This window comes from Mycobacterium sp. SMC-15 (assembly GCF_045310925.1).
GTDB lineage: Bacteria > Actinomycetota > Actinomycetes > Mycobacteriales > Mycobacteriaceae > Mycobacterium.
The window spans coordinates 56,551-75,196 of the sequence record NZ_JBJIAJ010000012.1 but is presented as its reverse complement, the minus strand read 5'-3'; the positions used below and the strand labels follow the sequence as shown (position 1 = coordinate 75,196).

Genomic DNA, 18,646 nt, shown 5'->3' with positions numbered 1-18,646 from the left:
GAGCGGTTAGCCACGTTCTCGACAGGAACCCATAGGGATAGTTGTCTGGCTCCGAGCGACAAATCGCAATGGGCTCGTCCACGCTCCCGCCCTTGTCGCTCAGAGGCGGGCAGCTCTCCTATTCCCCTAAGCCGACCCACGCCGGGGCAGCTCTGGGCTAGCGACTCTCCCCCGCGAGCCGCTGTCCCGCGCGGCGGGCCTTCTCCAGCGCGGCATCGCGCATCTGCGCCCGCTCCTCGGGGGTCCACCGCGTGGTCGGCTCGAAGACCAGGGTCTGGACGCAGTAGCCCAGCATGGTGAACACATACTCCAGGTAGGGCCGCTGGAAGTCCTGCAGGTCGGCGCGGTCGCCGTCGTAGGCACTGGAGCGGGTCAAGATGAGCTGCAGCGGCTTGCCCTCCCCCAGCGTGCCCACGTGTTCGCCGCGCTCGTTGAGCGTGAAGCTGGCCATCGGTTGCACGATGACGTCGATCCAGGCCTTCAGCGCATGCGGCACATGCCAATTCCACATCGGCGACGACACCACCAGCCGATCGAACGAGCGGACCCGCTCGATTTCGGCCAGCACGTCCGACCAGATCTGCTTCTGCTCGGGGGTTCGGCGTTCGCCGTAGAGCGGAGCGAACTTGGCGAACGCGGCGTCGCGGCCGAACACCAACATCTCGTCGGTCCACACCGAGAACCGTTCGACCTCGCCGACCGCGGCCGCGGGCGCGGCATCCAGGAAGGCCTGGGTCAGCGCCGAGGACAGCGAGTGCTCTTGCTTCGGACTCGCCTCCACCCACAGAGTTTTCATGGTGTCCTTTACGTCGGTCAGATCATCGAGATCGGTGAGATCTTCACGCCGGCCTCGAGTGCGCCAGACAACTCGCGTGCCACGTCGTAGTCGAAGACTACGTGCCCGCAGATCACGTCGACATCGCGTTTAGCACGCTGCAGCGGGTTGCTCACGAACTGCGCACTGGCACCGGAGGCTTCGAGCAGATCGGCGATCACGGAGCGGGATTCGTGCACGATATGCGCGGCCGCTGCCCGGGCGTCGGCCCGAACCGGGCGGCCGATCCGCTCTCCCGCGTCCACCGCGTCTTGAATCCGGCCGACGGTGTCGGCGAGCAGGCCGCGCAGTGCACGCAGCCGAACCCGCGCATCGCCGAGGCGGATCTGGGCTGCCGGCTGGTTCTTCTGCGCGGCACCGGAATACGCCAGGACCCGTTCGGCCAACCGCTCGGCGAACAGGTCCGCGACCCATTCGGCCGACCCGAGGGCGGGCATCGCGGCGACCAAGGCCAGCGCCGGGACCATCGGCCACCGGTACGCCGACGCGTCGTGCAGCTCGGCGCCGGGGGCGGTACCGGAGTAGATGTCGACGACCTTGACCAGCCGGTGGGACGGGACGGCCACATCCTCGATGACGACGTCATTGGAACCGGTGGCCCGCATGCCCGCGGTGTGCCAGACGTCCTCGACGCGAATGTCGGCGGCCGGGAGCAGCACCAGCGCCGGGTAGGGAGCGTCGTCGGGTCCGCAGATCGCCCCGACCATGATCCAGTCGGCGTCCATGACCCCAGTCGCCCACGACCATCGCCCGGACAGCCGGATTCCGTCACCGTCGGGCACGCCGCGTCCGGTCGGCGCCAACGGCGCCGGGCACAGCACCGGCCCGGCAGCGAACACCTCGTCCTGGGCCTGCTCACCGAAGAGCGCCAGCATCCAGTTGTGCAGCATGTAGAACCCGAGCGTCCAGGCGCTCGATGCGCAGCCATGCGCCATGCGCCGGATCGGGTCGAGGATCTCGGGAAACTCGGCCTGCCGCCCGCCGTAGCGCGCCGGCAAGAGCAGGCCGGCCAGTCCGGACTTGTGGAAGTCCTCGACGGTGTCCGCCGGCAGGCGGCGCAGCTCTTCGGCTGCCGCGGCGCGTTGCGCCAGTTGGGAGATGAATTCCTCGGTCACCAAGGGTGCCGTCATGGTCGCCATGCCCGGACCGTACCATACCTTTTGGTATGGAGGTCAGTGTCGCAGCATGACATCCAGGAACTGTTCCCGCCGTCCCGCCGCCCGTGAGCTCGGCGCGGCACCGGACAGATGCAGAAACCCGATCCCGGCGGCGAATGTTGCGTTGGCACGCATGTCGGCCTCGTCTGCGTCGAAGCCGTCGTCGAGAAACACCTGCCGAACCGCTTTGAGCACCCGCCGATCCGAGCTGCGTACCGCCACGGCGACGCTGTCCTCCGAGCGCGCCCATTCGCGCATTGCGCGTTCGAGCATCCAATGGGCGGGCCCGACCAACGCGGTCATCATGCGCGACAACCGCTCACGCGGCGGCAGTTCCGACAGCGCATCGAAGTCGCCACGGTCGGAGTCGCGCACGGCGGCCCAGGTGTCGACCAGCGCCTGCCGGTAGGCCTTCATATCGGCGAAATGCCAGTAAAAGCTGCCCTTCGTGACCCCGAGCCGCTTGCAGAGCCGGTCGATGGTCAGAGCCTTGAGCCCGTCTTCGGACAGAATCCGGAAACCGGCCTGCACCCAGTCCTGCACGGACAGCCGGGGATTGCCACCCGACCCGCCAACTGCGCCCGACGTGGCCATGGCCAGTCAGCGTACTGACCCGGCCGCCTCCTGCAAGGCCCGACGCGCATACGCGCGAACGTCGGCGTCGTTGTCCTTGACCGCGATCCCCAGCGCATCGTGGGCGGCGAGGTCGGATTCGGCCCAGCGGGTCAGCCCCAGCACGGCGGCCTTGCGCACGTCGAGATGCGGGTCCTCCAGTGCCACGGTCAGCAGCGGCACCGCCGCCTCGGCGTCCGCACCGACCAGCGCGCGGGCCGCGCCAACCCGCACCTGCCATGCCGACTCGCGCAGTGCCGGCGTGACGACGGCGAGGTCCTGCGGCGCGCAGCCGATCTCACCGAGCGCGGCCAGCGCGGCCGCACGGACCAGCGGGTCCGGGTCGCCGATCAGGACCCGCACGGTATCGGCCCCGGCGCGCAAAGTCGCCAAGGCGTTGGCCGCGGCGATGCGCACTTCGCGGTTACCGTCGCCGGCGCCGATCGCCACCGTCACCGCGTCGTCGACCGAGACCAGTGCGCGCACCGCTTCGATCCGCACTCGGTGGTCGGGGTCGGCCAGTGCCGCCCGGTAGTCCGCCGGGTCTCCGATCCGCCGGCTGGACAACACGTACACCACGCAGGCCCGCACCACCGGATCCGGCGAGTTCAGCTGCGCCCCGGCCAACTCCGGGTCGGCAACCACTTCGACGAGCTCACGCGCTCCGTCGGCAGCCGTCCGGCGCACCGCGGCGTCAGCATCGGCGAGCGCGCCGAAGAGCGCAGCGGCATAGCCGTCGGGAGTGTGCTCGCTCAGCGCGGCGACCGCGGTACGGCGTACCGCCGGATCGGGATCCCCGAGGAAGCCGGCCAGGTCGGCCAGCGTCGGCTCCTCGAGTGCGACGACCGCCGCGATACGCGGCGACGGCGGATGCACGCCGGCCGGTGCCGTAACGCGTGACCCCGCGGTCGCCGGTGCCTGGCCTCCCAGCAGCGGCGGCTGGGAGACCGCATGCACCGACTGATCCGTCGGGGGCAGCCCATCGAGTTCGGGGACGGCCACGAAGTAGGGAGCAACCGGCCGCTTGAGGAATTCCATCGCGCCGTCGGCACGTTTGCGCACGTTGAGGTGGTAGCCCCACTGGGCGTCGTCACGGCCGGGCAGGTCGGCCCGCTCGTGGTAGAGGCCCCAGCGGGACTCGGTACGGGTCAGCGAGGAGCGGGCGGCCAGCTCCGCGCAGTCCCGGATGAAGGACACCTCGACGGCGCGCATCAGCTCATGCGGGCTGCGGGCGCCCATCTGGGCGATCTCGCCGCGCATCCGCTCGAAGGTCTGCACCGCCAACGACAGTTTGGCAGCCGACTTCGGCGGCGCCACGTAGTCGTTGACGAACCGGCGCAGCTTGTATTCCACCTGCGGCTGCGGCGGCCCGTCGGGGTGGCGAAACGGGCGATAGATCAGCTCATGGGCCTCGGCAAGCTGGTCGGCCGGCAGGTCCTGCGGCGCCGCGACCTCGCCCAGCGTGGCCGCCGCATCCGCACCGGCCAGGTCGCCGAACACGAACGCGCCGATCATGTAGTTGTGTGGCACGCAGGCCAGGTCGCCTGCGGCGTACAGCCCCGGAACCGTGGTGCGGGCATTCTCGTCGACCCACACCCCCGATGCGGAATGCCCCGAGCACAAACCGATCTCGGAGATGTGCATCTCGATGTCGTGGGTGCGGTAGTCGTGACCGCGGTTGGAGTGAAAAGTCCCCCGGGTGGGCCGCTCGGTGGTGTGCAGGATGTTCTCCAGCGCCGCGAGCGTCTCGTCGGGCAGGTGCGACACCTTGAGGTAGATCGGCCCGCGCGCCGAGTCGATCTCGGATTTGACCTCGGCCATCATCTGCCCCGACCAGTAGTCGGAGTCGACGAATCGCTCCCCCAGCGAGTTCACCTGATAGCCGCCGAACGGGTTGGCCACGTAGGCGCAGGCGGGCCCGTTGTAGTCCTTGATCAATGGGTTGACCTGGAAGCATTCGATACCGGACAGCTCGGCGCCGGCGTGATAGGCCATCGAGTAACCGTCGCCGGCATTGGTCGGGTTCTCGTACGTGCCATACAGGTAGCCCGACGCGGGCAGCCCGAGGCGCCCACACGGCCCGGTGGCCAGGATCACCGCCTTGGCGGCGACGGCCACGAATTCGCCGGTGCGGGTGTGCAATGCGGCGGCGCCGGCCGCCCGGCCGTCCCGGGTGAGCACCCGCACCGGCATCAGCCGGTTCTCGATGCGGATCTTCTCACGCATCGAGCGTTGCCGCAGCACCCGATAGAGAGCCTTCTTGACGTCCTTGCCCTCGGGCATCGGCAGCACGTAGGAGCCTGACCGGTGTACGCGGCGTACCGCGTACTCGCCGTGCTCGTCTTTTTCGAACTTCACCCCGTAGCGTTCCAGCCGCTGCACCATCGCGAAGCCGCGGGTGGCGGTCTGATAGATGGTGCGCTGGTTGACGATTCCGTCGTTGGCGCGGGTGATCTCGGCGACGTAGTCCTCGGGTTCGGCCTTGCCGGGAATCACGGCGTTGTTGACGCCGTCCATACCCATGGCCAGCGCCCCGGAGTGGCGCACGTGAGCCTTCTCCAGCAGCAGCACCTGGGCGCCGTGCTCGGCGGCGGTGAGCGCGGCCATAGTGCCGGCGGTGCCGCCGCCGATCACCAGCACGTCGCAGTCCAGCCGCTGCGGCGTCGCAACATCGGGAATCGGCAAGGGCGTCTGCGTCATGAGTGCTCCAATGCGGTGAGGATGGCGGCACGCAGTCCGGGTTCTGCTCGGCCACTGCGGGGTTCGGGAACCTCCACAAGCGCCCGCAGCGGCTGTCCGGCGCGCCCCAGCACCGCCACCCGGTCTCCCAGTGCCAGTGCCTCGTCGACGTCATGGGTGACGAACACGATCGTGGTCGGGTGGGATCGCCAGGTGGCGATCAGCAGCGCCTGCATGGCAGCGCGGGTGGCGCTGTCCAGCGCCCCGAACGGTTCGTCCATCATCACCGCGCGGGGCGCACCGGCCAGGCCGCGGGCCAGCTGAACCCGTTGCCGCATCCCGCCGGAGAGGCTTTTCGGCAGATAGTCGCCGAAACCGGTCAGTCCCAGCTCGGCGATCCACCGGTCGGCTTGGGCCCGCCGCCCGGTGCGCGGCACCCCGCGCAGCCGCAGCGCCAGCTCGATGTTGGAGCGCACCGAACGCCACGGCAGCAGCGCGTTGTCCTGAAACACCACGCCACGGTCCCGCGAGGTGGTGGTGACCTCGGTGTCGTCGGCCAGCACCCTCCCCTGATCGGGAAGCAGCAACCCGGCCAGTGCGCGCAGCACCGTCGACTTGCCACAACCGGACGGACCGGTCAGCACCAGGATCTCACCGGGGCGCACGGCCAGGCTCAGCTCGTCGATCACCGGAGAATCGGTGTAAGACAACCGGACCCGGTCCAGCGTCAGGCTCATGCCGACCGTCATCGCCCGTTCTCCTCGCTGCGCGGCAGCCAGCGGGTAAGCCGACGCCCGACCGTCTCCACCGCAGCCGAGGTGGCGAACCCCAGCACGCCGATGGTGATGATGCCGACGAACACGTCCGGGTAGGCCAGCACGGTGTAGGCCTGCCAGGTGCGATATCCGATGCCCAGGCGCCCGGAGATCATCTCCGCGGAGATCACGCAGATCCACGACACCCCCATGCCCACCGAGAGCCCGCCGAACACGCCCGGCAGAATGCCCGGAATCACCACCTGGCTCAACACATCCCAGCGTCCGCCGCCCAGGGTCCGGACCGAGTCCTCCCACAGTGTGGGCAGCGCGCGCACCGCGTGGCGGGTGCTGACCAAGATCGGGAAGAAGGCGGCCAGGAACGTGATGAACACGATGCCCTGTTCGCTGGCCGGGAAGAGCAGGATCGCGACCGGAACCAGCGCGATGGCCGGGATCGGCCGGATCAGTTCGGTGAGGGGGCCCACCACGTCGGCGGCCACCCGCGATCTGCCCAGCAGGATGCCGGTGGCGACGCCGACGGTCGCCGCCAGGCCGAATCCGGTGAGGATCCGGGTCAACGACTGGGCCAGATCCAGCCAGTACGCCTCGGTGCCCAACCGGCGCACCAGCGTGGTGAAGACCTCATCGACGGTGGGCAGTGTGTCGAACCGCAGCCACCACCGCACGTCGGCGACGGTCAGCAACTGCCACAGCCCCAGTGCGGTGGCCACCGAGACCAGCCGCAGCAGCCACGATCGCCGAAGTGTCCGGGCCCGGCGCGGTACTGCGCCGACCGGCGCAGCCGCGGCCGGGGCGCCGGTGAGGACCGCGGTCATGCCGCACCCGCCAGGGCCTGCCGGTAGTCCACCACAACGCCACCCGGATGGGCGGCGACATAGCGCCTCGCACCGGCGGTCGTGTCGAAGGGCAGGTAGTGCGTACCGTCACGAACCCACGCCGATTTGTCGGCGAACCATCGCGTGCCCAGTTCGGCATCGTGGACGTAGGCAGCCCGCAGGTGATCGCCGCGCGCGGTCGCGGCCCGCACGGCGTCCAGCAGCGCGTCGGAATCCGGCACCGCCACGGTGGTTTCGGATCCATCCAGCCAGAGCTCGCCGCCGACCGTCCTGGGTTTGTCGACCTCGGCGACCGTCTTGGCGTAATCCAGCTTTCGCGCATCGAACGCCGCGCGCAGCGGCCTGTCGTCGACAAACCCGTCCACGTCGAAGTCGTCCAGCTCGGCGAAGTCGCCGATCGACTTGAGGTAGGGCACGTCGTTCTTCAACGCGGCGACCAGCTGCGGCTTGAGGGTCGCGTCGAACGAGGTGCCGCCCGGCCCGTTGTAGAGGTAGACGACTTCCTGCGGCAGCCCGCTACCCTCGGCGACGATGCGGGCCGCCTCCAGCGGTTTACGTTTCAGGAAGTCGGTGGCATCCAGCTGGGCTTGCAGGAATGCGTCGAGCACTTCTGGGTGCGCCCGCGCATAGCTTCGGCGTACCACCACCCCGTGCAGGGTCGGGTAGTTGAGTTCGGCGCCGTCGTAGAGCAGGCGTGCCCTGTCCTGATACACCAGCAGGCCGGGCCAGGCCACGAATTGCGACAGGCCTTGAACCTGACCGGATTCCAGCGCTGAGGCGCCTACTTGCGGCTGCTGGTTGAGCACGTCGACGCCGGTTCCGGTGCCGGCCAGTGCGCGCAGCAGCGTGCCGTGGCCGGCCGAGCCCACACTGGCCGACACCTTGGCCCCGGCCAGGTCGGCCAGGGTGTCCGCACGGGAGTCGGGGGCCACCACCACCATGTTCAGCGCGCCGGCGGGGTGGTAACCGGTCACCGAAACGATCGCGGTGCGGGCCTGCTCGTTGGCCCGCGTTCGGATGCCGTTGACCAGCATGGGGTAATCCCCCATCGAGCCGATGTCGATCTTCTCGGCGAGCATCTGCGCGGTGATCGGCGCCCCGGTGTCGTAGTCCTGCCAGTCGACCCGGTAGCGAGTTCCCGTCCGGTCGGTGATGTCGGCGAGCCGGCGCTCCAGGTAGCCGCGGGCACGCAGCAACGTGCCCGCAGTCGCGGTGTTGATGGTCTTGGACTGATAACCCACCACCACGTCGACGGAATCACCCGCCGTCGTGGAATCCAGCGAGCATCCGGCCAGGGCGAGGACGACGCTGGTCAGCAGAATGAGGGATCTCTTCATGAAACACCTTGATGGTCAATGCATTCAGCGAATGAGATAAGGCATGTTGACGGTGACGGCGCCGGTCGGACAGCGCGCCGCACACGGCCCGCAGTACCAGCACTCGTCGACGTGCATGAAGGCCTTGCCGTTCTCCGGGTTGATCGCCAGGGAATCGAGCGGGCAGATGTCGACGCACAGCGTGCAGCCGGAGATGCACAGTGATTCATCGATCGTCACGGGGACGTCGGCACGGCCGTTGACCAGTGTCATGGATAGCTCCTTGTCAGAGTGCCGCGCATGGTGACGCGGTCACCGCGCATCCGGATGTACTCGAGATCCACGGGCCGGCCGTTCTCCAGGCTGGTGAGCCTTTCCAGCATCAGCAGGGCCGAGCCGCCGGGAAGCTGCAGGATCGCCGCGGTGTGCGGGTCGGCGGGAATCGCCTCCAGTGCCAGGGTCGCATCGCCCAGGCGCTGGCCGCTGATCTGTTCGATCAGCGGAAACACGTCGTTGGACTCCAAGGGGTGGGCCAACACAGCAGCGCCGATATCGGGTGCAAGATAGGTCTGATCCAGGCTCAGCGGCACGTCACCGAGGTAGCGCAGTCGTTCGATGAAGACCACCTGGGCGCCGGCGCCCAGCCCCAGCCGCCGGGCGACCGACGGCGGAGCGTCCACCGTCGTCGCCACCCGCACCTCGTTACGCACTTCTTGCGCATCAAAGGTCTCCTGCAGGCCCCGCAGTGAGTCCAGTCCGTGGTCGTATTTGTGCTGGGCCACGTGGGTGCCGGTTCTCGGCCCGCGGTGGATCAGTCCTTCGGCCTTCAGCGCCGCCAGTGCCTCACGAACGATGTTGCGGGAGACGACGAATTCAGTGGCCAACTCCGGCTCGCCGGGCAGCCCGTCGTCGTAGGCGCCGGCATGGATCTGATGGCGCAGCACGTCGGCGACCTGCCGGGCCCGATCCGCGCGGCGAATCGGCTGCGATGCGACGTGGGCTCCGGCCATGCAGACACGCTAAGGGCCGCCGCCTCGGCGACCCCAGAGCTGCGAATTCCGCTGATCGGGGGCCAAAACTCATTGCGCCACCCGCCCGCCGTGGGCTGCCAGCGGAAACCTCCTGATGAGGGCGCATTGCGCCGCCGCTGCGCCCGCGGCCTGGGTAACAATCGCGGTGAGGCTAACCGGCGACATCCGATGCCCGCCCATAACGCGCCAGGGCTTCGGGAGTGAACACCGCCAACCCCAGCTCGGGGTTGTAGCCGTGAATCTCTTTCACGTCGAGTTCGGCCAGGAAGTACAGGATCTCCTTGGAGATCACCTGACCGGGAACCAGCACCGGGAAGCCGGGCGGGTACGGCACGACGAACGTGGTCGAGACCAGGGTCTTGCCGTCGGCGACCCGGCGGCCGGCGTCCCCGAGCAGCACATATTCGCGATCGGACTCGTCATAGCCAGCGTAAAACGCCGCACGCATGTCGCCGAATGTGCTGGCACCGCCGGGACGAAACGCCGGCGCGAACTCGCTGAAGTCCGGCAATGGCGGCAGGTCTTCGGTGATCTCAACGGTTTTGCGCTGCTGCAACGCCCGATCGTCGCTGCTGGCCGCCGCCCAGGCACGGTCCAGTTCGCCCGCGACCCGGCGCAACGCGTCGAGCAGATAGTGCACGCTCGACCAGGTGACGCCAATGGTGAAGATCAACAGCACAGAGTTGATAGAGGTCTTGTTGATCTGGATGCCGAAGCGGTCCATCAGGACCTTCTCTCGGAATTCATAGCCGTTCATCCCGGTCTGACCCACGAACAGCGTTACCCGGGTCGGATCCAACACGAATTCGTCGGAACGCCAGGCCTCGTTCCACTCCGCCAGCCCGCCCTGACGGACCTGACGGTAGGAATTGACCGTGGAAGTCCGGAACTCGTCGGGCACCAGATCGTCCTCATCGAGAATCCGGAACCATTTGTTGATCAGCCGATCTTTACGAACCCGGTGACGAAACACCAGCGCCATGTCGTAAACCCGCCGGACTATGTCAAAGCCTTCGATGTCCACCTGGCGGCGGGCCAGGTCCAGTGAAGCGAGCAACTGCTGGTTCGGTGAGGTGGAGGTATGGGTCAAAAACGCCTCGGCGAACGCATCACGCGCCAGCGCGTTGAAGTCCTTATCCCGGACGTGGATCATCGACGCCTGCCGCAGGGCCGACAACGACTTATGCGTGGAGTGGGTCGCATAGACCCGCACCCGTGACGATGGGGCGGGCAGCAGCCGGTGCTCGCTCCACTGGTCGCGATCAATTCCCTGCATCGATTCGCGCCACGCTTCGTACTCTTGGGCGTAACGCGGTGAACCGAGCATGCTCTCCAGCCGTTCGGCGGCAACCATGGCAGTGCGTTGCCGGGCCCACGGCACCGCAGTCGCGAAGGCGTACCAGGCCTCATCCCACAGGAAGCAGATGTCCGGCTTGATCGCCAGGACTTCCTCCATCACTCGCTGAGGGTTATAGACAACGCCGTCGAATGTGCAGTTGGTCAAAGACAACATCCGGACCCGGTGCAGCTGTCCGGCGGCTTCCAGGTCCAGCAGTGCCCGCTTGATGGTGTGGAGCGACACCGCGCCGTATATCGCCGTAGACGCCAACGGGTAGGCGTCCAGGTACATCGGATAAGCACCGGCGAGCACCAGGCTGTAGTGATGCGACTTGTGACAATTCCGGTCGATCAGCACGATGTCACCGGGCCGGGTCAACGCCTGCCCCACGATCTTGTTAGCCGTCGAGGTCCCGTTGGTGACGAAGTAGGTATGGTCGGCGTTCCAGGTCTTGGCGGCCTTGTTCATCGCCACCCGGATAGTGCCATGGGGGTCCAGCAGCGAGTCCAACCCGCCGGAAGTCGACGAGGTTTCGGCCATGAAGATGTTGCGGCCGTAGAACTCCCCCATGTCCTGCAGCGAGCGGGAATTGAAGATGCTGGCGCCGCGCGCCACTGGCAGCGCGTGGAACTGACCGACCGGCTCGGCAGCGTAAGCCCGCAACGCATCGAAATACGGTGTGGCGTAGCGTTTCCGGATTCCGGCCAGCACCGTGCTGTGCAGATCGGTGACGTCGTTGAGCCGGTAGAAGGTGCGGTCGTAGACGTCGGGTTCTGCCTCGGTGTCCGCGGCGATTGATTCGTCAGTCAGCATGTACAGGTCGATGTGGGGGCGCAGCAGCCGCATCCATTCGCCGCACTCGATTGCATCGTGGCTGCCATCGACGACTCCCGCGTCGTCGTTGGCGCCCAAAAGTGTGTTCATCAACGGGACCCGGTCGCGCGATCGCAACGGAAGGTCATGCCGGACGATCGCCGCCTGAATCTCACCGTTGAGCGCTACGGCAGTGATGGCGTCCTCGACGCTGGAAGCCACCAACAGCTCGATCTGCACGTCATCGTCGACGTTACGCAGTGCGCGAAGGCTTTCCGCCAGGCTTTCCGGTGCTTCAGGTGGCGAGTCGTCGGCAAGCAGCACGGTGTAGAACTGCTGCCGCCGGGCCTGCGCCACCAATTCCTGATCGGCCAACGGTGAACCGATGTCGAACAACGCCGCCCGGTCCCCATAGTCCGACAGCAGCCGCACCACCAGCGATACCTGCTCGGTCAGCGACACCGTCGCCATGCCTTCGAGGTAATTGCGAAACGCCGTCAGCCTTCCCGCACCGGGGAACAACCAATATCGCTCGTAGGCCGCCAGTCGTTGCATCAGGCGCTTGACCTGCGCATATTGACGGGTGGTATCCATGCCGGCGCGGTCGACCGCAGCCAACTCCCGACACGCGTCGTCCAGCAGGTTCCAGGTGTCCACCCGTGAATACGACGGGTTCGCCACCGCCGCCAACGCCGATACTCTCAGTCTCCGGTTCCGTGCGTCCCAATCTTGGCCCATGGGGCCAGTCTGCATGATCTTGACGCGGCCCGGCCGGTTTAGCGACCCCCGGCCCCCTCAGCCGGCAGGCTCGCGAGAGCGCGGCGATCAGTCCTGCGGGGTGGCTTCGGAGTCGGGCTCACCGGATGCGGCCGCAGGTTCAGTCGCCCCGCGAACGGCCAGCGACGCGGCCCGCAGCTGCGGGGTCACCAGCATCACCTGGCCGAGCACGCCGTTGACGAATCCGGGCGACTCGTCGGTGGACAACTCCTTGGCCAGCTTGACCGCTTCGTCCACGGCGACCGGCTCCGGCACGTCGTCGGCGTGCAGCAACTCCCAGATCGCCACCCGCAGAATCGCCCGGTCCACCGCCGGCAGCCGCTCCAGTTTCCAGCCCTGCAGGTGCGAGGTGATCAGGTCGTCGATATGGGCGGCGTGCTCGGTCACCCCTCGGGCCACCGTGACGGTGTACGGGTGCAGCGGTGACACGTCGGGCTGCTCACTGGCCAGTGCCGTTCGCAGCTCCGCGCCCTGCGCCGGGGTCAGGCCCCGGGCTTCGGACTCGAAGAGCACGTCAACGGCACGCTTACGGGCTTGGTGCCGGCCTTTAACCGGCTTGCCAGCAGGCATGGTCAGGAGTTAACCCGTCCCAGGTAGCTGCCGTCGCGGGTGTCGACCTTCAGCTTGTCTCCGGTGTTGATGAACAGCGGCACGTTGATCTGGGCGCCGGTCTCCATGGTGGCCGGCTTGGTGCCCGCGCTGGACCGGTCGCCCTGCAGGCCGGGCTCGGTGTGGGTGACCTCCAGCTCGACGCTGACCGGCAGCTCCAGGTACAGCGGGACCCCGTTGTGGAAGGCGATCTGCACCAGCATGCTCTCCAGCAGGTAGTTCGCCGAGTCGCCGACCAGCGATTCGGGCAGCGGGTGCTGCTCGTAGTCCTCGCTGTCCATAAACACGAAGTCGTTGCCGTCGCGGTACAGGTAGGTGGCGTCGCGGCGGTCGACGGTGGCGGTCTCCACCTTCACACCGGCGTTGTAGGTCTTGTCCACGACCTTGCCCGACACCACATTCTTGAGCTTGGTGCGCACGAAGGCCGGACCCTTGCCCGGCTTGACGTGCTGAAACTCGGTGATCTGCCACAGCTGGCCGTCGATCACCAGCACCAGCCCGTTCTTGAAGTCAGCAGTTGAAGCCACGGTCGTTCACGTCTCCTAGAGAATGGTCAGTTCCTTGGGGAACCGAGTCAGCAGGTCCGGGGCCTGCCCGGCAGTATCAGCGACCACGAGCGTGTCCTCGATACGGACCCCGCCACGATCAGCCAGATAGACGCCGGGCTCTACGGTCACCACAGCACCGGCAAGCAGTGTACCGTCGGCCGCCGCATTGATTCCCGGCGCTTCGTGAATCCGCAGCCCGACCCCGTGACCGAGGCCGTGGCCGAAGGTCTCGGCGTAGCCGGCCTCGGCGATCACCGTGCGCGCGGCCGCGTCGACGTCGCGCAGTTCCGCACCCGGTTGCAACGCCTCGCGACCGGCCCGCTGCGCCGCTTCGACCACCTGGTAGATCTCGCGTTGCCAGTCGGCGGGCGGCCCCAGCACGAAGGTGCGGGTCATGTCGGAGTGATAACCGGCCACCAGCGCGCCGAAGTCGATCTTGACGAAGTCGCCGGCGGCCAGCACCGCGTCGGTGGGCCGGTGATGCGGAATCGCCGAGTTGGGGCCGGTGGCCACGATGGTCTCGAACGACGCGGCGTCCGCGCCGTGGTCGAGCATCAGGGCCTCCAGTTCCCGTCGGACCTCACGTTCGGTGCGCCCCGGCCGCAGGCCGCCGCGCTCCACCAGTTCACCCAGGGCCGCGTCGGCAGCCTCGCAGGCCAGCCGCAACAGGGCCACCTCGCCGGCGTCTTTGACCTCGCGCAGCGCCTCCACGGTGTTCGAGGCCCGCACCAGCTCGACGGCGTCCTCGATCCCGCACAGGGCCGCCGACAACGCCTCGTATCCGTCCACGGTGACCACGTGACCCTCAAATCCCACCCGGCGCGCGCCAGCCGCCGCAGCCTGCGTGACCAGGTACCGGGCTCCGGCCCGTTCGATCGCGACCTGCAGGTCGGGGGCCTGCCGGGCAGCCTGAGTGCGATAGCGGCCGTCGGTCGCCAGCACCGGCGGCCGATCGTCGGCATAGACCAGCAGGGCCCCGGCCGACCCGGTGAATCCGGACAGATAGCGCACGTTGATCAGGTCGGTGACCAGCATCGCGTCCAGGTCTGCGGCGCAGATCTCGGCACTCAGACGCGCCCGACGGGAGGAATGTGTCACGCGGTGTGACGGTACTCGCTACGCTGTGGCCCCATGAGCAAGTGGTTTCTGCGCGGGCTGGTGTTCGCTGCACTGATGGTCGTGGTCCGCCTCATCCAGGGGGTGCTGATCAACGCCTTCGAGGCGCAGGCCGGTCTGATCAGCCTGGCGTTGATGATCTTGTTCGCGATCGCGGTATTCGTCTGGGGCCGTTCCGACGGCCGCGCGGACGCCAAGGCCACCGCCGATCCGGACCGACGCGCTGACCTCGCCATGACCTGGCTGGGTGCCGGCCTGGTCGCCGGGCTGCTCAGCGGGTTCGTCTCATGGCTCATCGGCCAGGTCGACAAGGCGCTCTACATCAGCACGTTCTTCAACGAGCTGACCAGCTTCGCGGCCTTCACCGCGCTACTGGTCTTCGTGGTGGCAGTGGCCGCCGTGGCGCTGGGTCGCCGCGCCATCGACAAGGAGTACGAGAAGCATCCCGAGCGCCGCCCGGTCCCGGCCGCCGAGGCCGAGAGCCAGCCGGCGACCGACGTGTTCGCCACCGTCGGCGCTCCCGCGCTGGCCGCCGAAGAGGCCGGCGCCGCGCAGACCGAGGCCGCCGCGCCTGCCGTCGACGCGACGCTGGGCAGCCCCGCCGGTCTATCTGGGGGCTTCACCACCGAGGAGATCCCGGCCGACGCCGACGCCACCACCGAGATCCCGGTGATCGAGGACACTGGCGTCACCGAAGCTCAGTCGGACGACTCGCCCTCCGACGACTCGACCAAGTAGCGCAGCGCCAGCAGGTAACCGCGCACCCCGAAGCCGACGATCACCCCGTTGGCAATCGGGCTCAGGTAGGAGTGCCGCCGAAAGTCTTCGCGGGCATGCACATTGGAGATGTGCAGCTCGATGAGCGGGGCGGGCAGTTCAGCGCAGGCGTCACGCAGCGCCACCGAGGTGTGGGTCAGGCCGCCGGCGTTGAGGATCACCGGTTCGGCGGCGTCGGCCGCGGAATGAATCCACTCCAGCAGCTCGGCTTCGCTGTCGCTTTGGCGCACCACGACGTCGACCCCGAGTTCGGCCGCTTCACGCTCGATCAACGCCTCTAGGTCCGCATAGCTGGTGCTGCCGTAGACATCCGGCTCACGCCGGCCCAACCGCTGCAGGTTAGGGCCGTTGATGACGTTGATCCGGTTCATCGCCGCTCCAATCGGAATCGCCGTCCCACCTCGTCGTAGGCGGCCGCCAGCAGCATCGGGTCGGGTCCTTCCAGCCGGCCCGGCTTCGCCAGACCGTCGAGCACCACGAACCGCAGTACCCCGGCCCGAGTCTTCTTGTCCCCCATCATGTATTCCAGCAGCGCGGGCAGCGCGTCCTCGTAGTAGCTGACCGGCAGCCCGAGCGACAGCAGGATCGAGCGATGCCGGTCCGCGGTCGCGTCGTCGAGGCGTCCGGTGATGCGGGCCAGCTCGGCGGCGAACACCAATCCCACGGACACCGCGTCGCCGTGGCGCCATTGGTAGTGCTCCAGCGCTTCGATCGCGTGCGCCAGAGTGTGGCCGTAGTTGAGGATCTCGCGAAGGTCCGACTCTTTCTCGTCGGCGGCGACCACCTCGGCCTTGACGGTGATGGCACGCCTGATCAGCTCGCCCAGCACCTCTCCCGCCGGATCCATCGCCGCCACCGGATCGGCCTCGATCAGGTCCAGGATCACCGGATCGGCGATGAAGCCGGCTTTGACGATCTCCGGCATGCCCGCGACGATCTCGCGCTGCGGCAACGTCTCCAGGGTGGCCAGGTCGACGACGACGGCGGCGGGCTGATGGAACGCACCGACCAGGTTCTTGCCGGCTTCGGTGTTGATTCCTGTCTTGCCGCCGACCGCGGCGTCCACCATGGCCAGCAATGTGGTGGGCACATGCACGATCGAAATACCGCGCAGCCAGGTCGCCGCCGCGAATCCCGCGACGTCGGTCGCGGCGCCGCCGCCGAGGCTGACCAGGGCGTCGCGTCGGTCCAGGCCGATGCGGCCCAGCACGTCCCAGATGAAGCCCAGCACCTGCAGCGATTTTCCGTCCTCGGCGTCCGGGATCTCGATGCGGTGCGCCTCGATCCCCTTGTCGGCCAAGTACGTTCGGATACCCTCCGCGGTCGCTTCCATGGTCGGCTGGTGCAGGATCGCGACCTTGTTGCGCCCGGCAAGCAACCCGGCGAGATCACCGAGTAGGCCTTTACCGATCACCACCGGGTACGGCGGGTCGGTGGCCACCGTCACGGTGATCGGCTCGGGAATGTCGGTCACTTGCGTCCTCCGGTCTGTCGGGCGGCCAGGGTGGCGGGTGTGGGCGGGGTAACCGGCGGGGCGGCAGGGCCTGGTGCCGCCGGTTGTGGTTGTGTCCGGCCGGCGGGTGCTCCGGCCTCCAGCCGAGACACGATATAGCGCACCACCGCACCCGGGTTACGCCGGTTGGTGTTGACGCGGATCGTCGCTAGCCTGCGGTACAGCGGCACCCGCTGCGACATCAGCTCGCGAAACTTCTCGGCCCGGCCGGGACCGGCGAGCAGGGGCCGGACCGTGCTGCCGCTGGTGCGCCGCACGCCTTCGGCGGCGCTGATCTCCAGGAACACCACCGTGTGTCCGGCCAGCGCATCGCGCACCCCGGGGGTGGTGACGGCTCCCCCGCCAAGCGACAGCACACCGGCATGCTCGTCCAGCGCCTCCCGAATCACGTCTTCCTCGATGCGGCGGAATTCGGGTTCGCCGTCGGTGGCGAAGATGTCGGCGATGGTGCGGCCGGTGCGAGCCTCGATGGCGGCATCGGTGTCGAGCATCTCAACGTCGAGGGCCTTGGCCAGGCGCCGTCCTATCGTGGACTTGCCCGCCCCGGGCAACCCCACCAGAACCGCTCTGGGCGCCATGGGCTACCCCGAGGCCCGTTCCTGGTCGCCCGCGGGCACGCGGTCGGCGACCGAACGTCGGTAGGCCTCGATGTTGCGCCGGGTTTCGGTCAGCGAGTCGCCACCGAACTTGTCCAGCGCGGCGCGGGCCAGCACCAATGCCACCATGGCTTCAGCCACCACACCGGCGGCCGGCACCGCGCACACGTCGGAGCGCTGATGAATCGCGACCGCTTCCTCGCCGGTGGCCATGTCGACGGTGGCCAGTGCCCGCGGCACCGTGGAGATCGGCTTCATCGCCGCACGCACCCGCAGCGGCAGCCCGTTGGTCATACCGCCCTCCAGCCCGCCGGCCCGGTTGGTGGAGCGCACCACTCCATCGGGGCCGGGGTACATCTCGTCATGGGCCGCACTGCCGCGCCGGCGGGCGGTGGTGAAACCGTCACCGATCTCGACACCCTTGATGGCCTGGATGCCCATGATCGCCGCAGCCAGTTGACTGTCGAGGCGGTCATCACCGCTGATGAATGAGCCCAGGCCGATCGGCAGGCCCGACACGACCACCTCGACGACACCGCCCAGGGTGTCGCCGTCGGCCTTGGCCGCCTCGATCTCGGCGATCATGGATTCCTGAGCGCCCGCGCCGAAGGCCCGCACCGGGCTGGCATCGATAGCGGCCAGGTCGGCCGGTTGCGGCACCGGACCGTCGTAGGGATCGGAGGCGCCGATCGAGATCACGTGGGAGATCACCTGGACGCCCAGGGCCTGGTCCAGGAATGCCCGCGCAATGGTGCCCGCGGTGACGCGGGCGGCCGTCTCGCGTGCGCTGGCACGTTCGAGTACCGGGCGAGCGTCGTCGAAGCCGTACTTGAGCATGCCGGCGAAGTCGGCGTGGCCGGGCCGTGGCCGGGTCAGCGGCGCGTTGCGGGCGCCACCCTCGCTGTCCAGCACTGCCGGGTCGACCGGATCGGTCGCCATCACCGTTTCCCACTTGGGCCACTCGGTGTTGCCGATCTCGACGGCGATCGGACCGCCCAGGGTGATGCCGTGGCGCACCCCGGACAGCACGGTGACCGCGTCGGCCTCGAACTTCATCCGGGCCCCGCGGCCGTACCCCAGCCGGCGGCGAGCCAGCTGATCGGCGATGTCAGCCGAGGTGACGGCCACTCCGGCGACCATGCCCTCGACCATGGCCACCAACGCGCGACCGTGCGATTCCCCGGCGGTTATCCAACGCAACACGTGTCCCATCTTCCCATGCCGGTCAGGCCCGCCCGGGCTTGGAGGAGTTTACGGTTGCCCACACACGCTGCTCAGCGCAGCGACAACCGGGATTCGATCCGGTTCGCGAC

17 protein-coding genes and 1 pseudogene are annotated in these 18,646 nt (G+C 68.1%); 1 reads left to right on the top strand and 17 read right to left on the bottom strand.

Annotated features, from left to right (window positions below; all coding sequences use genetic code 11):
• Positions 1-157: 157 nt before the first annotated feature.
• From ACJH71_RS17675 to ACJH71_RS17615, 13 genes are all read right to left on the bottom strand, one after another.
• A complete protein-coding gene (locus tag ACJH71_RS17675; RefSeq protein WP_406759292.1) occupies positions 158-796 on the bottom strand; it encodes an FMN-dependent NADH-azoreductase in 639 nt (212 codons plus the stop codon).
• Between the two features lie 17 nt (positions 797-813).
• On the bottom strand, positions 814-1,965 hold the full coding sequence (locus ACJH71_RS17670; protein ID WP_406759378.1) for an acyl-CoA dehydrogenase family protein: 1,152 nt from the start codon (positions 1,963-1,965) through the stop codon (positions 814-816).
• Positions 1,966-2,007: 42 nt separating this feature from the next.
• Positions 2,008-2,586: a TetR/AcrR family transcriptional regulator gene (locus tag ACJH71_RS17665; RefSeq protein WP_406759291.1), complete on the bottom strand. Its 579-nt coding sequence runs from the start codon at positions 2,584-2,586 to the stop codon at positions 2,008-2,010.
• 6 nt (positions 2,587-2,592) lie between these two features.
• Complete coding sequence (locus tag ACJH71_RS17660) at positions 2,593-5,304, bottom strand: fumarate reductase/succinate dehydrogenase flavoprotein subunit (RefSeq protein WP_406759290.1); 2,712 nt, start codon at positions 5,302-5,304, stop codon at positions 2,593-2,595.
• Positions 5,301-6,032, bottom strand: a complete 732-nt coding sequence (locus ACJH71_RS17655; RefSeq protein ID WP_406759289.1) for an ABC transporter ATP-binding protein — start codon at positions 6,030-6,032, stop codon at positions 5,301-5,303. Before ACJH71_RS17655 ends, ACJH71_RS17660 begins: the two co-directional genes overlap by 4 nt.
• Positions 6,029-6,877, bottom strand: coding sequence for an ABC transporter permease (locus ACJH71_RS17650; protein WP_406759288.1), 849 nt, complete (start codon positions 6,875-6,877; stop codon positions 6,029-6,031). Before ACJH71_RS17650 ends, ACJH71_RS17655 begins: the two co-directional genes overlap by 4 nt.
• Positions 6,874-8,235: an ABC transporter substrate-binding protein gene (locus tag ACJH71_RS17645; protein WP_406759287.1), complete on the bottom strand. Its 1,362-nt coding sequence runs from the start codon at positions 8,233-8,235 to the stop codon at positions 6,874-6,876. The genes ACJH71_RS17650 and ACJH71_RS17645 overlap by 4 nt, the downstream gene beginning before the upstream one ends.
• A gap of 24 nt (positions 8,236-8,259) precedes the next feature.
• Positions 8,260-8,487, bottom strand: coding sequence for a ferredoxin family protein (locus ACJH71_RS17640; RefSeq protein WP_406759286.1), 228 nt, complete (start codon positions 8,485-8,487; stop codon positions 8,260-8,262).
• Complete coding sequence (locus ACJH71_RS17635; protein WP_406759285.1) at positions 8,484-9,224, bottom strand: GntR family transcriptional regulator; 741 nt, start codon at positions 9,222-9,224, stop codon at positions 8,484-8,486. The genes ACJH71_RS17640 and ACJH71_RS17635 overlap by 4 nt, the downstream gene beginning before the upstream one ends.
• 172 nt (positions 9,225-9,396) lie before the next feature.
• Entirely contained in the window at positions 9,397-12,135 is a 2,739-nt protein-coding gene (locus ACJH71_RS17630) for an aminotransferase class I/II-fold pyridoxal phosphate-dependent enzyme (protein ID WP_406759284.1), read from the bottom strand.
• Between the two features lie 87 nt (positions 12,136-12,222).
• A complete protein-coding gene (nusB, locus tag ACJH71_RS17625) occupies positions 12,223-12,744 on the bottom strand; it encodes a transcription antitermination factor NusB (RefSeq protein WP_406759283.1) in 522 nt (173 codons plus the stop codon).
• Positions 12,745-12,746: 2 nt separating this feature from the next.
• Positions 12,747-13,310, bottom strand: coding sequence for an elongation factor P (efp, locus tag ACJH71_RS17620; protein WP_024442176.1), 564 nt, complete (start codon positions 13,308-13,310; stop codon positions 12,747-12,749).
• 15 nt (positions 13,311-13,325) lie between these two features.
• Entirely contained in the window at positions 13,326-14,429 is a 1,104-nt protein-coding gene (locus ACJH71_RS17615; RefSeq protein WP_406759282.1) for a M24 family metallopeptidase, read from the bottom strand.
• A gap of 33 nt (positions 14,430-14,462) precedes the next feature.
• On the opposite strand from ACJH71_RS17615, the gene ACJH71_RS17610 reads away from it, so the two are divergent.
• Complete coding sequence (locus ACJH71_RS17610) at positions 14,463-15,185, top strand: B-4DMT family transporter (protein ID WP_406759281.1); 723 nt, start codon at positions 14,463-14,465, stop codon at positions 15,183-15,185.
• On the opposite strand, the gene aroQ is transcribed toward ACJH71_RS17610, so the two are convergent.
• The 4 genes and pseudogenes from aroQ to aroC form a co-directional block, all read right to left on the bottom strand.
• Positions 15,146-15,595 (bottom strand): type II 3-dehydroquinate dehydratase, encoded by a 450-nt coding sequence (aroQ, locus tag ACJH71_RS17605; protein WP_406759280.1) that lies wholly within the window; start codon positions 15,593-15,595, stop codon positions 15,146-15,148. The two genes, ACJH71_RS17610 and aroQ, sit on opposite strands and share 40 nt — an antisense overlap.
• On the bottom strand, positions 15,592-16,698 hold the full coding sequence (gene aroB / locus ACJH71_RS17600) for a 3-dehydroquinate synthase (RefSeq protein ID WP_406759279.1): 1,107 nt from the start codon (positions 16,696-16,698) through the stop codon (positions 15,592-15,594). The genes aroQ and aroB overlap by 4 nt, the downstream gene beginning before the upstream one ends.
• Positions 16,699-16,799: 101 nt before the next feature.
• Positions 16,800-17,315 (bottom strand): annotated as a pseudogene (locus ACJH71_RS17595) (shikimate kinase); the annotation flags it as partial.
• Positions 17,316-17,318: 3 nt separating this feature from the next.
• Positions 17,319-18,536, bottom strand: a complete 1,218-nt coding sequence (gene aroC, locus ACJH71_RS17590) for a chorismate synthase (RefSeq protein ID WP_406759278.1) — start codon at positions 18,534-18,536, stop codon at positions 17,319-17,321.
• Between the last annotated feature and the right edge of the window lie 110 nt (positions 18,537-18,646).

What these genes read in the sequence shown, in the direction of transcription:
- ACJH71_RS17665 (WP_406759291.1), bottom strand. Translation starts at nt 2,586, where the DNA reads ATGGCCACGTCGGGCGCAGTTGGCGGGTCGGGTGGCAATCCCCGGCTG.
- ACJH71_RS17660 (WP_406759290.1), bottom strand. Translation starts at nt 5,304, where the DNA reads ATGACGCAGACGCCCTTGCCGATTCCCGATGTTGCGACGCCGCAGCGG.
- ACJH71_RS17675 (WP_406759292.1), bottom strand. Translation starts at nt 796, where the DNA reads ATGAAAACTCTGTGGGTGGAGGCGAGTCCGAAGCAAGAGCACTCGCTG.
- ACJH71_RS17645 (WP_406759287.1), bottom strand. Translation starts at nt 8,235, where the DNA reads ATGAAGAGATCCCTCATTCTGCTGACCAGCGTCGTCCTCGCCCTGGCC.
- ACJH71_RS17635 (WP_406759285.1), bottom strand. Translation starts at nt 9,224, where the DNA reads ATGGCCGGAGCCCACGTCGCATCGCAGCCGATTCGCCGCGCGGATCGG.
- aroQ (WP_406759280.1), bottom strand. Translation starts at nt 15,595, where the DNA reads ATGAACCGGATCAACGTCATCAACGGCCCTAACCTGCAGCGGTTGGGC.
- ACJH71_RS17630 (WP_406759284.1), bottom strand. Translation starts at nt 12,135, where the DNA reads ATGGGCCAAGATTGGGACGCACGGAACCGGAGACTGAGAGTATCGGCG.
- ACJH71_RS17650 (WP_406759288.1), bottom strand. Translation starts at nt 6,877, where the DNA reads ATGACCGCGGTCCTCACCGGCGCCCCGGCCGCGGCTGCGCCGGTCGGC.
- ACJH71_RS17655 (WP_406759289.1), bottom strand. Translation starts at nt 6,032, where the DNA reads ATGACGGTCGGCATGAGCCTGACGCTGGACCGGGTCCGGTTGTCTTAC.
- ACJH71_RS17670 (WP_406759378.1), bottom strand. Translation starts at nt 1,965, where the DNA reads ATGACGGCACCCTTGGTGACCGAGGAATTCATCTCCCAACTGGCGCAA.
- ACJH71_RS17610 (WP_406759281.1), top strand. Translation starts at nt 14,463, where the DNA reads ATGAGCAAGTGGTTTCTGCGCGGGCTGGTGTTCGCTGCACTGATGGTC.
- nusB (WP_406759283.1), bottom strand. Translation starts at nt 12,744, where the DNA reads ATGCCTGCTGGCAAGCCGGTTAAAGGCCGGCACCAAGCCCGTAAGCGT.
- ACJH71_RS17640 (WP_406759286.1), bottom strand. Translation starts at nt 8,487, where the DNA reads ATGACACTGGTCAACGGCCGTGCCGACGTCCCCGTGACGATCGATGAA.